13 protein-coding genes are annotated in these 14570 nt (G+C 50.0%); 3 read left to right on the top strand and 10 right to left on the bottom strand.

Features of this window, described 5'->3' with window-relative positions:
* Positions 1–12: 12 nt before the first annotated feature.
* The 10 genes from F0L74_RS00110 to F0L74_RS00065 all read right to left on the bottom strand — a co-directional run bounded on the left by F0L74_RS00110 (position 13) and on the right by F0L74_RS00065 (position 12653).
* Positions 13–1416, bottom strand: coding sequence for a protein phosphatase 2C domain-containing protein (locus F0L74_RS00110; protein WP_213086853.1), 1404 nt, complete (start codon positions 1414–1416; stop codon positions 13–15).
* Between the two features lie 12 nt (positions 1417–1428).
* Entirely contained in the window at positions 1429–2484 is a 1056-nt protein-coding gene (locus F0L74_RS00105; protein ID WP_149835824.1) for a TerY-C metal binding domain-containing protein, read from the bottom strand.
* 38 nt (positions 2485–2522) lie between these two features.
* Positions 2523–3158 (bottom strand): vWA domain-containing protein, encoded by a 636-nt coding sequence (locus F0L74_RS00100; protein WP_149835823.1) that lies wholly within the window; start codon positions 3156–3158, stop codon positions 2523–2525.
* A gap of 37 nt (positions 3159–3195) precedes the next feature.
* Positions 3196–3834 (bottom strand): vWA domain-containing protein, encoded by a 639-nt coding sequence (locus F0L74_RS00095; RefSeq protein WP_149835822.1) that lies wholly within the window; start codon positions 3832–3834, stop codon positions 3196–3198.
* Positions 3835–3850: 16 nt separating this feature from the next.
* A complete protein-coding gene (locus F0L74_RS00090; protein ID WP_149835821.1) occupies positions 3851–4534 on the bottom strand; it encodes a TerD family protein in 684 nt (227 codons plus the stop codon).
* A 17-nt stretch (positions 4535–4551) separates the two neighbouring features.
* On the bottom strand, positions 4552–5127 hold the full coding sequence (locus tag F0L74_RS00085; RefSeq protein ID WP_149835820.1) for a TerD family protein: 576 nt from the start codon (positions 5125–5127) through the stop codon (positions 4552–4554).
* Positions 5128–5198: 71 nt separating this feature from the next.
* Positions 5199–7487, bottom strand: a complete 2289-nt coding sequence (locus F0L74_RS00080; RefSeq protein WP_213086852.1) for a DEAD/DEAH box helicase — start codon at positions 7485–7487, stop codon at positions 5199–5201.
* Positions 7488–7501: 14 nt separating this feature from the next.
* A complete protein-coding gene (locus F0L74_RS00075; RefSeq protein WP_149835818.1) occupies positions 7502–8815 on the bottom strand; it encodes an ATP-binding protein in 1314 nt (437 codons plus the stop codon).
* Complete coding sequence (locus tag F0L74_RS00070) at positions 8809–10632, bottom strand: tellurite resistance TerB C-terminal domain-containing protein (RefSeq protein WP_149835817.1); 1824 nt, start codon at positions 10630–10632, stop codon at positions 8809–8811. The genes F0L74_RS00075 and F0L74_RS00070 overlap by 7 nt, the downstream gene beginning before the upstream one ends.
* Positions 10633–11063: 431 nt before the next feature.
* On the bottom strand, positions 11064–12653 hold the full coding sequence (locus F0L74_RS00065; protein ID WP_149835816.1) for an amidase: 1590 nt from the start codon (positions 12651–12653) through the stop codon (positions 11064–11066).
* 236 nt (positions 12654–12889) lie between these two features.
* Between F0L74_RS00065 and yiaA the strand changes: the two genes are divergently transcribed.
* The 3 genes from yiaA (at position 12890) to F0L74_RS00050 (ending at position 14509) form a co-directional block, all read left to right on the top strand.
* The gene (gene yiaA / locus F0L74_RS00060; protein ID WP_149835815.1) at positions 12890–13303 is read left to right on the top strand and encodes an inner membrane protein YiaA; all 414 of its coding nucleotides are present in this window, start codon (positions 12890–12892) and stop codon (positions 13301–13303) included.
* 89 nt (positions 13304–13392) lie between these two features.
* Positions 13393–13749, top strand: a complete 357-nt coding sequence (locus F0L74_RS00055; protein WP_246197579.1) for an ATP-binding protein — start codon at positions 13393–13395, stop codon at positions 13747–13749.
* A complete protein-coding gene (locus F0L74_RS00050) occupies positions 13739–14509 on the top strand; it encodes a tRNA(His) guanylyltransferase Thg1 family protein (RefSeq protein WP_149835813.1) in 771 nt (256 codons plus the stop codon). Before F0L74_RS00055 ends, F0L74_RS00050 begins: the two co-directional genes overlap by 11 nt.
* The last annotated feature ends 61 nt before the right edge of the window (positions 14510–14570 follow it).

Below are 14570 nucleotides of genomic sequence, written 5' to 3'. Positions count from 1 at the left end.
TATAGTACGTACTTAACAGATGATCATTAAGGTCCGGTCGTCATGATTGCCGGGGCTCCAGAAATCCATCCAGGCGGCCAGTTGCCGGGCCGTATCTTCGCTGGGCGCATCCAGCGTTACCTGGATACGGTCATCATTTTGTCCCCCAAGGTCTGCCAGCAGGGATTGCCAGGCGCTGAGCCTGTCCAGGTTAGCTTCCACTTCAAACTTGGGATCGTAAATGCCGTCCGTCATCAGCATGAGATAGGAAAAGCCGGGTACCAGCTTAAAACCAAACCGGGTCGCAAAGGTATCGCTTTTGAATATTTCGGGCATGGTGATAAACCGGGTACCGCCGCCAAACTCTCCCACATCCAAACGGTTCATTAAAGTAATATCGGAGGCGCCGGTATGCACCAGGCCAATAGGGCAGTCTCCCACACCAAAACTCATAATGACATAGCCGTGTACGTACTTTTTCAGCAGCACAAAGATAAGGGTGGAATGAAAATCTTTTAGGGACATTCCCTGCCCGCCGGCAAACTCGTCCAGTTTTTTATGAGTGGTAAAGGCCGCTGCGCCTAATATATCGTATACAAAACGGGTCAGCTTTTTTTGGGTGGCATCGCTGCCGGTGGTGGCATATTCTGCCAGCAGGGCGTCAAAATCCGCCTGCAATGCCGGGCTGAACTCTTTTTCAAAGTAATCTATAATGTAATTACAGGCCAGCCGGGAGCCTTCCCGCGAGGCGATGGCGCTGCCCGCCCCATCGGCTACGGCCAATATGCTCCACCCGGAGTCTGCCAGGTGCGTAAAGGCAAAATCATCATCGCGGTAAGCGCCGGTATTGGCGTGGGAGCGTCCCCGTTTGGAGGCCGCTACCAGGTGTTTGTCGCCCAGGGGGGCAAAGGCTGTCACATTGTCTTCTTTCCAGAAAGCGCCTTCCCGGTCACTGGGCAGGTCTTTCCACAAAGAGCGGGGATTGGGATTGATGACCAGCGATACCAGCTTTTCATTCAGCGGCGTTTCTTCCGCCTGGCCCTGTAGCCGGTACTGCAGCCGGATCTTAAAGTCGCCGCTTTTTACCGGGGTACCTTTGATCTCCGCAGTGGCCGTATCATACGCCAGTCCAATATCTTCCAGCCCGTTAATGCCGGACCAGGTAAAATCCTCCCATTTTAGCTGTGCAAAATCAAACCGGGCCGTATAAGCCTTACCTACTGTTGCATTGGGAATAACCACCTGCTGCTGCTGAATATCTGCCAACCGGTTCTTAAACTGCCATGTATCCATGAGTAGCCGTTGATTTGTGATGATCTGCTCCGCCGCCAGTATGTTCCGTTCATCCGACATAAATTCTTCGAACAGCTGCTGACGGCCGGCATCCACCGTAATATTGTATGCCTTGAATAGTTGCTGAATATAGGTTTTGCCCATCTTTTGCTACGTTTAGCCCTGGGCGCGGTTAACGTCAAACCCTTCCCCGCTGCTGCCGTAAGTACCCTGCGTACCGCAACCGGGACAACGGCCCTGGCGGTCTTCTCCTATACAATGGATCTGCCCGCAGCCACACATGGCAAAGGCTACCTGGTTACCGCAACAGGGGCAGGTAGGGCTGCCTATCAGTTCGTCGCTGTTTATGCGGGACAGGGTGGCCGATCCGTCAGACAGTTCGTAATAGGAGTTATCCAGCTGGTATGCGCCCACCAGCCGGTAATTGAGCCGGTTGATGTCCAGCCCGTAAATGGCGGCTTCTTCTACGGAGCGGCGGTATTTCATCAGGTAAGGCCGCTGCATGTTCTGGCATTTGCCTGCCAGTACGGCAAAATTGCTGTCCGTATAACTGGCCGGTGGTAAAGGTTTGGTAAGGTCTATTTTTGACAGGGTATCGTCATCATGAATACGCGCCAGCTCAAACCCGGAAGCATTATTCTCCACGCTTACGCTGCTGGTCTTGATGGAATCCGTTACCCATTTAAAGAATTGTTTATAAGCCGCCGCATTGGCATTCTTAAAATGCAGCACATGCTCCGTTAGTGAGGAAAGTATATGCGTGTCTGCTTCATTCCCAAAGGAAATGGCCACCATATTGGCTGCCCGCTGCCAGTTCTGTTTCCATTCTGCTATGGCCGCCTGGCTATCATCCGTTGGCACGCCATCGCTGAAGAGGAAGATGATCGGCTTCCAGTCGCCTTTTTGCTCATAGGTGGTCTTTACCTGGTTCTTCCGCAGCTCATACATCAGGTGGCCCAGCCCTTTGCTCAGGGAAGTGCCGCCGCCTATGGGAAAACGGGGCGGGTAAAAATTGATGATCTCCTGCAGGGGCACCAGTGTTTTAGCCTGACCCGCAAAAACAATAATAGAGATCCATACGGTCTCTATAGCGTAGGGGTCCGCTTTTAATGCCTGTATAATATTGGCCAGTCCTTCTTCTACCTGTTGGATGGGTTCTCCCACCATGGATTCAGATACGTCTATCAGGAAGTATATGGGCAGTCTTCGCATAATGGATAAAGGTTGAAAACAATTTTTGCAGATAAGGTTTACACGATCAGGATCACTTCCTGGGGCGGCGGTGGCAGCACTACCTGCGAAGTGGTGCCCATGCTCTTATTGCCCTGTTCTATGGTATCGGATACCCATTTAAAGAACTGTTTCAGCGTGGCGCTGTCCGCGGTATCCAGGTGCACTACGGTATCTGCCAGCTCTTTCAGCAGGCCGTTATCCGCTGCCTTGCCAGCCGCGCAGCCTACTACGGCGGCAAAGTTCAGCGCCTTGATCTGTGGTATCATCTCACGGTACAGCTGGAGGTCTGATGGTTTGCCGTCTGTAAAAATGAATAACAGGGGCCGCCAGTCGCCTTTTTGCGTGGGGGTACTTTTACGCACTTCGCTGGTTACCCTGCCATGCAGGAATTCCAGCGCCCGGCCGGTATGGGTAGGCCCGCTTTGCGGACAGCTGATCTCCGGCAGCTGAAAATGCACCAGCTCCGTTAGCGGCATCAGTTCCTTTACTTCTTTGTCAAAGGTGATAATGCTCAGCCACAGGGAGTCCAGTGCCTGCGGATCCAGCCTGAGGGTGTTCACCATACCGCTCAGGGCATTATTCAGCGCCTGTATGGGCTCTCCATACATGGAGCCGGAGGTATCCAATAGGAAAAATACCGGTAGTCTTCGCATGTTCAAATAGGTTGAATGCTTATGTCACAATATGCAGCTAGGTCACAATATTCAGTTCCGCCGGGGGAGGGGGCAGCTCATCCAGGCCCAGTACTTCTTTACCGGAGTACTCCACTTTGGTGGAGCTAACGCCTACGGAAGCCGTGACCCAGGTAAAGAATTTAGAGATATGCTGACCATCAGCCGTTTCCAGGCTCACCACATTATCCGTGATCTGTTTCAGCACCCCGGTATCCGCATTGCCGCCTACGGCGCAGGCAACGGTAAAGGCTACCTTGCGCTGTTTGAATTGTTCCAGGCCATGCTGCCAGTTATCCGTAGGCACCCCATCCGTGAGGATGAATACCAGCGGTTTCCAGTCGCCTTTCTGCTCCGTAGTGGTCTTGGCTACTTCCTTGTCAATACAGATGCTCACCAGCTCCAGCGCCGCGCCTAAGGCGGTAGTGCCGGAGGCTTTGATGTCCACCATCTGGAAATAGGCCAGGTCCGTCAATGGTAACAGCTGCCGGGCGGAAGTATCAAACGTGATCACGCTGATAAACGCCGTTTCCAGCGCCTGCGGATGTTGCCGTAAGGTGCTGATCATGACCTGCACGCCATTTTTTACGGCTTCTATCGGTTCCCCGTTCATGGAACCGGAGGTATCTAGTAAAATGTAAACAGGTAATTTTCTCATGAGTAGCGGATACGGATCAGGAATATACCAGCTTCTTTAATTCATCTACAAAGCTGTCGGACTGGTGGGGATTACCCAGCGCCCGGAACTTCCATGCGCCGTCTTTACGGTAGATCTCTGCAAAGGTCATAGAGCACATGCCGTTATAGGTGCTGTCGCCTGACAGGCTAAACTTGGCGATCTCTTTGCCTTTCCGGTCTACCGCACGGATAAACGCGTTATCTATCATACCAAAATGCTGGTTATTCTGGCGGCCCTGGTAAATGGTCACCATAAACAGGATCTTCTGGAATTTATTATCCAGCTCATCCAGTTTGATGATGATCTGCTCATCATCGCCATCGCCTGCGCCGGTACGGTTATCGCCTGTCAGCCAGATATGGCCGGAAGGATGTTTCATGGAATTAAAGAATACCACATCGCTTTCATACAGGCCAACGCTACGACCATCTTTGGTCTGTACGCTGCGGCCCAGGTTGGCTACCTTGCCGTTAGCGTCCAGCAGCAGGGCTACGGCGTCCAGATCATACTCCTCTTCTTTTTTTGCGCCGCCCATCAGCTTGCCAAAGAAACCACCACTACTCTGCTTCTGCCGTACATCCCAGCCTAAGCCGATGGTGACCATAGAAAGGTCAAACTCTTCTCCCTGATCGTTTTTACGGAGGTCAATGGTCTGACCTTTTACTAAGCTAATTGCCATATATAGGTTTTTAGGATTTATTTGATGATCTGTCCTTTAAAGTATTTGGATAAGAAATAAGCCAGGTCTTCCTTGTAACCAATGCCGGAGGCCTCAAACTTCCATTTGCCATCCTTTACGTACAGGCGGCCAAATTCAACGCCGGTCTCAATGGAGAAGTCTTCTCCCAGCTCGTATTTGGCGATCTCGTTACCGGTAGCATCGTCCACAATACGGATATAAGAATCCCGTACCTGTCCAAAATTCTGCCGCCGGCTGGTGGCTTCGTGGATGGTCACTACGAACAGGATCTCCTTTACACGCGGGTCTATTTTGCTCAGATCCACCTGTATGGTCTCATCGTCTCCCACATCGCTATTACCGCCCGTGGGGTCGTCACCGGTATGGTGCAGCGCGCCGTCGGGGGAGTCGGTATTGCCATAAAAAATAAAGTATTCTTCTTTAGGGATCACACGGTTCTCATCGATCATAAATGCGGATGCATCCAGGTCAAAAGCGGCGCCGGTGCCTTCGTTCGGGTGCCAGCCAAGGCCCAGGCTTATTTTCGTGAGGCCTATGTCTATCCGTTGTCCCTTTTGTAAGTTAATAGCCATATACAGATATATTTAATCCAGGAATTCCAATATACATGTTATAATTTGTCATGTATATTAAATTGTTGATTTTAACATTTCACAAACTTTAATTGCTGCAGAAAGGCTTCGGTACCGGGTATATCAAACCAGGTGGCCAGAATGAGCTGGGTTTGCAGGTCTGGGGGCAGGTGGCGGCCCCATTTGGTGGTGGGGAAGCGGCTGTTTCTGGCGTAGTTGGCGTCGTCTTCTTCAAGGTCGTCATCGTCATCGGTTGTGGCTTCATTGACAGGCGCTTTTTCTGCTGCGGCCTCCAGTGCTGATTTTGTTGCAGCTGGTTTTACGGCTGGCGCTTTTTTGGTTGCTTTTTCTGCTGCCGCTGCCCGTGCCCGTTCCAGTTCTTCCAGTTCTTCCTGCACAACATCTTCCAGCGTAGGCAATATTTCCAGCAGGCGTGCAGGCAGTTCCTCCGGGCTGCAGGCGTCCATTTTAATCACGAACACGCTTTCCTCTTCATCATATTTCTCGCAACCAATATATGCCAGGGATAACAGCTCTTTTATAGTTCTGTTGATACGTGAACCGGTGAAGGTGTAGTATGCGAACACCTCCTCTTTTCGTATATAGGGCCGTTCACCAGCCTGGGCGTTCAATGGGTTTGACTTAAAATCAAACCGCAGTTCCTCGAGCGCTATCACCGCTGTTTCGTCCAGTATATCCAACGGTAGCTCACTGTACAGCAGCTCCATCATCTTTTCCCTTATCTTAGGATGCACATCGGCGCCGTCGCCCGTGAAAATAGGCTTCTTGCCATCCCTGGCCGGTTCTACCCTTATCTTGCGTGCCTTGGTATCAACCATAATGATCTTCCAGATCCGCGCCGCCAGGAAAATATTGGCGTCTTCCTTTACCGCAGCAGCAATAAAAGGCAGTTCCCCAACTGTAGTACCATCATGCACTACCTTAAAAAAAGTAGGCGTAGTAAACACCGCAAAGAACTCTTTATTATCTGAGAGCTTTTCTCCCTCATAGCCGATGATCAGCTCCCGGTGCAGGTCTTCCACATAATCCCTCATGATCATGTATTGCAGCAGATTATTGATCTCGCTCTCTGTTATCTGCCGGAAAGCGCTATTGGTCAATAGTTGCTGTACCAGCTGTGTTTTGCTGATGCCATTGGTTTCTTTAAGGGTGGATAAGATCTGGTGAAACAGCAGGTCATAAGGTTTATCTGAATGCAGTACCGGTTCTATAAATTCCGACCGGTACAGCAGCCAGCAGCTAAGGGATTGCAACAGCTGCCACCCATTGGTGGCATACAGCATCAGTGTGCTGATGAGCCCTTCCCGGCGGCCGCTACGGCCTATGCGCTGTACCAGGGAGGCTACACTGGCAGTGGCGTCTATCTGCACCACCAGGTCCACTGCCCCTATGTCTATACCTAATTCCAGTGTAGAGGTACAGGAGATACAGAAGTTATGCCGCTCATTGGTCTTGGCAAAATGCTCTACATATTCCCGCAGGCTCTTATCTACAGAAGAGTGATGCGAGAAATAGTAGGGATGCCCTTTTTTGCGTTCCGCCATCTTGCTCAGCTTTACCGCTACCTCTTCTGCCCGGCCCCGGCTATTGGGGAAGACGAGCACTTTTTTATCCTTCGTCAGCTCGTACAGTTCCTCCATAAAGGCAACGGTATATTCCGCGTCAGAAGGAACGTATTTGAACGTAGCGGCCGTTTCTTTAGCCGTTGTATCCACCAATACTTTTGTCTGGTTGGCATTACCCGTAAAGCTTTTAGCTACCTGGTAGTTATCCTTGCCAATAGTGGCAGACAGCCCAATGATCCGTACCGGCGCACCGGTCTTTAGGCGGCCTATCCTGGATATTAAAGACTGCAGATGCGTGCCCCTGTCTGTTCCCAGGAAAGTATGGATCTCATCTATGATAATGAACTTAAGATTAGAGAACAGGTGTTTGGCCCGGCCGGCATGGTTCACCAGCATGGCCTCTATAGATTCCGGGGTGATGAGGACCACGCCCCGGGGATTGGCTATCAGTTTGTCTTTCCCTGATTTATTCGCTTCGCCATGCCATTTGGTCACGGGTATATCCAGGTGTTTGCAAAGGTCCTCACAGCGCACAAACTGGTCATTGATCAGCGCGATCAGCGGAGAAATATACAATACCTGTACGCCGGGCTCTTTAAAATCCACTTTGGATAATACCGGCAGAAAAGCCGCTTCCGTTTTACCGGAGGCCGTGCGTGAGGCCAGTATATAATTATCCTCTGTGCCCATGATACGCACAATGGCTGCCTGCTGGATGGCCCGTAGGGATTCCCAGCGCTTTTCCCGTATATACCGGCGAATAGGTTCCGACAATAGCTCAAATCCCATTAGATCTCTTCTATATTCTGTAATGAATTTTCTGCGGGTCTTTCATCTTTTATCTCGATATCACTGATCAGCTGGCGTTTATCCAGTGAGGGATTCTGCCGCAGTACGCTCAGCACGTTCAGGAAATCGCGGATCACCTCGCGCGGCGTCAGGAATTCATGCGCGCCGGGTTTGTTGAACATATCTTCCATGAAGAGCTGTATATCGTCGTCCGTAATGTCCACGCTCACTTTATAGTTGAAGTCGAAGATCTGTTTCAGGTGCTGGAGCAGCACAAAGATCTCCGTATGGCTAAGCGGCATTAAACGCAGTACCGGCTGTGCAAAATCCCTTACACCGGCGGTCTCGAACTTATTAGTTTCCAGCCTGGATTTTAATGCCTGGTAGCTGAACAGGCCGCGGCGCTCATTTTCCAGGAACTCCCGCGTGCCTGCAAAGTTTACAAACAGGTTGGTTACTTTTCCCTGGAAACAATCATTATAGATGCTCAGGATCTTCTCATAGTTCTTTTCGCGCATAGCGCCGGTAGAGATCTTATAGAGATTAATAGCCTCGTCCAGGTTGATCATAAACCCGCTGTAACCAATGCTTACAAACAGTTTGCAAAAGTTCTTCAGCATGTCGTAGTAGTTCAGGTCATTGATGATCTCCCGCACGCCCAGGTCCTGCCGGGCTTCCACTTTGCTGCGGTATTCGCCTTTCAGCCAGCGGAGGGCGTTCTTGCGAAGTAATTCATCTTCGGTGATATAGCCTTCATAATACCGGGTCATTACCTGCCCAAAATCAAAACCGCCTACTTCCGTTAAGTTATTCAGGGTACGCATGATGGCGTCCCGTACCAGCGGCAGGTTAGCCGTTTCGCGGATGGCATCCGGAGAAAGGCCTTTTTCCTGCGCGGTTCTGGTAATGGTCTGTTCTATCCATTTTTCCAGCAGCACCGGGAGGGCGCCGCCTTCCGGTTTGGTTTGGATAGCAATGTTATCTATGATGGCGGAATACAGGGCTACCGCTTTTCCATCTGTAGCATATAAACGGTTCTCCGGCGTAAAGTCCGCATTGGCCACAACAAACTTCTGTTTAATGGCTACGGTGTTCAACAGGTGCATCATAAAGGACTTACCCGCGCCAAAATCACCTATCCAGAACTTCACCATACTATGCCCGTTCTTCACATCTTCCAGGGCGTTCAGGAAAGCATTTACCTCTGCCGAACGTCCTACTGCAATATGCTGTACGCCTATCTTGGGTACTACCCCGCCCAGCAGCGAGTTGATAACGGCTGTTGCCTCTTTTGGTTTAATATCGCCTAACATAGATTAATGATTTTTTGATAGTAGAATGCATTCATTTCATAGCGGTCTTCCGCTTCTTCGATCAGTATATCATCCAGCTGCTCATAGCAACAATCATTGATGCTCTCTATCAGCTGGTTCTTAAACAGTTTCCGGCTCCTGGCATAACTGATTACCTCCCCGGCCGGCAGGCTGCAGTCATTGTCCCTGAATAAGGTGAGCAGATCGCGTTGATGATCATTGAGGTCAAGACCGGTAACAAATACTATATTTTCCGTGCTGCTGACAGCCGGCGCAGCGCTATGCAGCTGTATGGTGATCTCTTCGCCCGCTGTTGCCATTTCTTCCTCATCTTCCTGTAAGATCACGTTTAGCCGCTCTACGGTTTCCCGGTTAAGGTCCCGCACCGCGGCAATGGCGGCATCGTCCAGGTTGATCCGTCGCCGCTTCTTTTCATAAATGGTGGCAACGGCTGTCAGGGCGGCGGGCAGGTCTTTGCTGGCGATCAGCTGGTTGGCGATCACTTCAAAAGCCTGTAACTGCTCTGTACTGGCAAACAGGTTTTTCTGGATAGTTTTACCCAGTTGCCGGTTGTCTATCTTTTCAGAGTGCAGATCGGTGTATATATAATGCAGGTAAAAACGCACCGCCATTTCCTTATCCACCCGGGCAAATGATTTGGAGGCCTCGTAGTAGATATTCTCCAGTGTGTCGTTCTGTACGTTGGCGGCACATAACCGGGTTACCTGATCAGCTATCTGGGCTGCATTATTTTCATTGAGGGTGCTTACCCACTGGTCAAAACTGGCTTTCCAGCGGTTCACGTTCATTTTGTTCAGCTGGAGCTCCGTTTCCCGGTCAGGTAGCGGAATGGCGTGGTCGCTATCATTCAGGATCTCTGTAGTCAGTGCGCCGAATGCTTTCTCAAACCGGGCTGCATAGGCGGCAAAAGGAAAAGCCTGGCCAATCTTGCGTTTATGTTGATAGAATTCCCGCACCGCATTCTCTGCCCGTTTAAAGATGGTGAGGTAGATCTGCGATTCAAAGTTCTGCCGCTCGTAAGTGACAGTATAGGGGTTGGCGTTGGATGGCAGCTGCAGCAGGTCGCGGAACAGCTTCGCTTCTTTGGATAGGGTTTTGCCTTTCTTCATCAGCGCTGCATTCAGCTTTTTCATGCAATGCAGGTACAGCCGGATGGTGGCGATACAGCAACCTTCAACAGCCAGGAATGAATTACAGGGATTAAAGAACTTATTGAGCCAGCCGGCTTCCTGGGAGCTCAGTCCCAGTGTAGCTTTATACTTATGCCCCAACTTCCAGCTTTCCTCTTCATAAGCACCGTTATCGGGATCGTCCTCGCCCGCGGCGCCGGTATCTGCTGTTGTGGCAGCCTCGCTGACCGTATCATACACAATAGGCCGCTCCTCACTGGTTATATCAATGATGGCGTCTTCTGTTACGTCGATGATAGCATCTTCCGGTTCAGCTGCTGTTACTGCCTCTGTATGTTGCTGCAAGAGGGACACTTGTTCCTTCCGGGTGCTGATCAGCTCATAAAAGATCTCTTTGGTGCTGTATACGGACAGCCGCTGGCTCAGAAAGGGCTCCAGCATAGCATCATACAATCTTTCCCGTAAACGGCAGGTAACATAGGCAACGCCGCCTGTGCCGGGTATAATGCCCGCCATCACCTGTTGGTCAGCAGTATCCAGCGCGTCATAGGCCTGGGTAATGGTTTTCTCCAGCCAGCTATTGGCGGCCGTTTCCAGGCCATACGCCTGTAAATGTGAGAACCAGTCCTTCCCGAAAGTAGTTGCTGCAAAGGTCAAACCATTCATATGACTTTGACTTCAGAGATTTGCTTAGGTAATTAATGAATTTGAACAGGTATATGCGCTATGATCTGAGTAGATCCGCAGGGGTAAGCCATAAAGCAGCGGTGCTGCATCTGTTAACAGGGGATAGCCCAATTGGCGCATGAGTGGTAAACATGGGATATAATCGATTGGTCAAAAATAAATTTTATTTCATTCACAGGTGTTCCAGCAAACAGATGGTTATTTTTTAGTAGTACATCTTCAGAGGGATATGCGTAATCAGGGGGTGAACAGATCGCTCCATAACGTACTTAAACATGATATATTTATATATTATATCAGTATTGTACCCGTCACAATATAAAAAAAATAACCAGAATACGGGGTATCCTGGTTAAAAAATGGCATATTAGGGGTATACATGCCAGTTACCTGATCGCAGGCCTATGGCATTATCCCAGCAGATCCACCTTGTACACCGGGGCCCGCCGTTTCATAGACGCCTGTTCATAGGCATACGCCATGGCAATCAGTTCCGGCTCTTTATACGCCGTAGCATAAAAAGACAGCCCCGCCGGCAGTCCATGCGCAAAACCCATGGGCACCGTAATATGCGGGAACCCGGAGATAGCGGCCGGTGTAGACGAGGAGGGGCCGTTATCATAGTCCCCGTTCACCAGGTCTATACAACCAGCCAGGCCATTGGTAATACCAGATAGCGCGTCCAGTTTATGTTCCGCCATCAGGTCTGCCAACAGCTTACGGGAGCTGAGCGTTTTTTGCAGGCTGTCTTTATATTCTTCGCTGTTCAGATCTCCCTTGCCATTACTCTCTATCAGTGTTTCCTGTTTAAAGAAAGGCATAGCTTTGGCTTCATTGGCCTTATTAAACGCGATCACATCATCCAGTGACCGCATTTTACCGCCGGCATTTGTCAGGTAACGGTTCACCCCATCCTTAAACTCATATAACAGCACCTGGAACTCAGCGCGGCGGCCTACCGGCTCCAGGGCTTTTCTAATCTCTACTTCTACTACGGTAGCGCCCTGTGCTTCCAATACGGCTATCGCATCGCGGTATAACTGCACCAGCGCCGGCGTTTCATTAAAATGTGCTTTTTCTACGCCGATGCGTTTGCCTTTCAGACCGTTTTTATCCAGGTATTGGGTGTAATCCTTTTGTGCCTTTCCTTCGCTTTCTTTCGTCACTGCATCTGCAGGGTCAATACCCGTAAGGGCGCCTAGTAAGATCACGGCGTCTTGTACCGTGCGTGCCATAGGCCCTGCGGTATCCTGTGTGGCAGAGATGGGGATAATGCCGGAACGGCTCCATAATCCCACAGTAGGTTTTATGCCTACCAACCCGTTCACAGAAGAAGGGGAGACAATAGAACCATCCGTTTCTGTGCCAATGCTAATGGCGCACAGGTTGGCGGCAGTAGCGGATCCGGAGCCTGCGCTGGAGCCGGATGGGTTGCGGTCCAGGATATAGGGGCATTTTGTTTGTCCGCCCCGGCTGCTCCAGGCGCTGGTAGACCTGCTGGAGCGGAAATTGGCCCACTCGCTCAGGTTGGTCTTGCCCAACAGTACTGCTCCGGCAGCGCGCAGCTGTTTGATGATAAAGGCGTCTTCTTTGGCAATATTGCCGGTAAGGGCCAGTACCCCGGCAGTGGTCATCATTTTATCACCGGTATCAATATTGTCTTTTATCAATACGGGAATGCCATGTAAGGGGCCTCTTACTTTACCGGCTTTCCGTTCTTTGTCCATGGCGGCGGCAATCGCGAGGGCATCAGGGTTCAGCTCTATCACGGAATTGAGCCGGGGCCCCTGTTTATCAATAGTGCGGATGCGTTGCAGGTAACCTTGCGTTAATGATATGGATGTGGCCTTGCCTTGCTGCATCCGCTGTTGTAATTGCATAATAGTGGCCTCTTCTAAGGGATCGGCAGTACCCGGGGCAGCCGCCAGTCCGGATACGCTGGCGGCTATCAGCCCCAGGCTTGTTAAAGAACCAGTTTGCAGGAAATTTCTCCTGTTCATAAGTGGGATTTTTAGATGATTAAAGTAACGATTTTACAGCATAGTTGGGTAATTAGATCCGGTAAAACATAATGCCTGTATCATACAAAAAGCATAGTGGTACAACCGGGCAACCCTGTCTTTCGCCTGACATACATATTACAAATGCATAATACTTAAATCGTATATTTGTTTGATATTCGTTGGGACATTACAGTGAGGCGTTATCCCCGCTTCTGGAAATTTAAATCGCAAACATGAGTCAAAAAACGTCGAATGCCTTTATCGCGGCCTCCTGGCTGGCGCTGGGCGCAGGAATGGCAGGCTATTTAGCAGGCCTTTGGAGGGCGCAGATGCTGCTGAATGAAAAAGGATATTATTTTGCTGTATTAATGTATGGCCTGTTTTCCGCGGTGTCCGTACAAAAGGCGGTAAGAGACCGCCTGGAGAAGATACCTGTTACGGATCTTTATTATGGCATCTGCTGGTTCTCTACCATCCTTTGCATTGTATTGTTAACGGTGGGCCTGTGGAATGCCACCATGCTGCCCAGCGAAAAAGGGTTTTACGCCTTTGCTTTTTTACTGGCGTTGTTTGGGGCTATCGCGGTACAGAAGAATACCCGGGATAGTGGGGAGCAGGCGGAGAAGAAGGTTGTCGAGAATAATTGATGGAAGCTATTATATTTTGCGGCATCCAGGCTACCGGAAAAAGCACCTTTTTTCAGCAGCGCTTTTTTGCAACCCATGTCCGCATATCTATGGATCTGTTAAAGACAAGGCATCGGGAAGCGGTGTTCCTGGATGCCTGTCTTACCTCCCAACAGCCCTTTGTGGTTGACAATACCAATCCCTGTAAGGCAGACCGGCAGCCTTATATTACCCGGGCTAAAGCCCACCGGTTTAAAGTAACAGGCTATTATTTCCAGTCTGTCCTCACAGCAGCCCTGGACAGGAACAGCCAGCGCACGGGCCCTGCATTGGTGCCGGAAATAGGCGTCCGCGGCACCTACAATAGATTGGAATTGCCGGATATGGAAGAGGGCTTTGACGAATTATACTACGTGGCAATAGAAAACAATACCTTTATCATCCAACCCTGGAACCGTGAAATTTGATGAATTAGACAGTAAAATGCGGGTGTACGAAACAGTCAACGATACCGTTGTGCTACCCGGTAATTATATAGTAGCGCGTATTGATGGCCGCGGGTTTACCCGGCTTACCAAGGAAGTGCACGATTTTGAAAAGCCGTTTGATATTCGCTTCCGGGATTATATGGTAGCCACCGTACAACACCTCATGCAAACCGGTTTCAATGTGGTGTACGGTTATACGGAAAGTGACGAAATATCGCTACTATTTCATATCAGCGAAGCTGCCTTCTCCAGGAAACACCGTAAATACAATTCTATACTGGCGGGTGAAGCCAGCGCCAAATTCTCCGTACTGCTGGGAGATGTGGCTGCCTTCGATTGCCGTTTGTCAGCCTTACCCAATAAACAATTAGTAACAGATTATTTCCGCTGGCGTAATGAAGATGCGCACCGCAATTCCCTCAACGCCCACTGCTACTGGCAACTGCGTAAGGATCAGCATTCCGCCGCGGAGGCTACTAAAAAGATCGAGCGGATGACCACCGCGGAAAAGAATGAGCTGTTATTTAGCTACCAGGTAAATTTCAATGATCTTCCATCCTGGCAAAAGCGCGGTATTGGCTTTTATTGGGAGATGGTGGATAAAGAAGGGTTTGATCCCAAACGGGAGCAGCCTGTCATGGTAAAAAGGCGGCAGCTGCAGATAACATATGAGCTGCCTATGAAAGAGACATATAATGATTTTGTAAACGACATCATTGAAAAAAGCGAAGCTTTATAAATAACAAAAGCAGGCAGTGTATCTATCAACAACTGCCTGCTTTTTGTATAAAATACAACCA

It is taken from the genome of Chitinophaga agrisoli, assembly GCF_008386695.1.
Taxonomy (GTDB): domain Bacteria; phylum Bacteroidota; class Bacteroidia; order Chitinophagales; family Chitinophagaceae; genus Chitinophaga; species Chitinophaga agrisoli.
The sequence above is the reverse complement of the archived record's forward strand: the minus strand, read 5'-3'. Positions and strand labels throughout refer to the sequence as shown.

Coding starts and splice junctions, on each gene's coding strand:
- F0L74_RS00095 (WP_149835822.1), bottom strand. CDS start 3,834: ATGAGAAAATTACCTGTTTACATTTTACTAGATACCTCCGGTTCCATG.
- F0L74_RS00105 (WP_149835824.1), bottom strand. CDS start 2,484: ATGCGAAGACTGCCCATATACTTCCTGATAGACGTATCTGAATCCATG.
- F0L74_RS00055 (WP_246197579.1), top strand. CDS start 13,393: ATGGATCTGTTAAAGACAAGGCATCGGGAAGCGGTGTTCCTGGATGCC.
- F0L74_RS00100 (WP_149835823.1), bottom strand. CDS start 3,158: ATGCGAAGACTACCGGTATTTTTCCTATTGGATACCTCCGGCTCCATG.
- F0L74_RS00110 (WP_213086853.1), bottom strand. CDS start 1,416: ATGGGCAAAACCTATATTCAGCAACTATTCAAGGCATACAATATTACG.
- F0L74_RS00090 (WP_149835821.1), bottom strand. CDS start 4,534: ATGGCAATTAGCTTAGTAAAAGGTCAGACCATTGACCTCCGTAAAAAC.
- yiaA (WP_149835815.1), top strand. CDS start 12,890: ATGAGTCAAAAAACGTCGAATGCCTTTATCGCGGCCTCCTGGCTGGCG.
- F0L74_RS00070 (WP_149835817.1), bottom strand. CDS start 10,632: ATGAATGGTTTGACCTTTGCAGCAACTACTTTCGGGAAGGACTGGTTC.
- F0L74_RS00065 (WP_149835816.1), bottom strand. CDS start 12,653: ATGAACAGGAGAAATTTCCTGCAAACTGGTTCTTTAACAAGCCTGGGG.
- F0L74_RS00075 (WP_149835818.1), bottom strand. CDS start 8,815: ATGTTAGGCGATATTAAACCAAAAGAGGCAACAGCCGTTATCAACTCG.
- F0L74_RS00085 (WP_149835820.1), bottom strand. CDS start 5,127: ATGGCTATTAACTTACAAAAGGGACAACGGATAGACATAGGCCTCACG.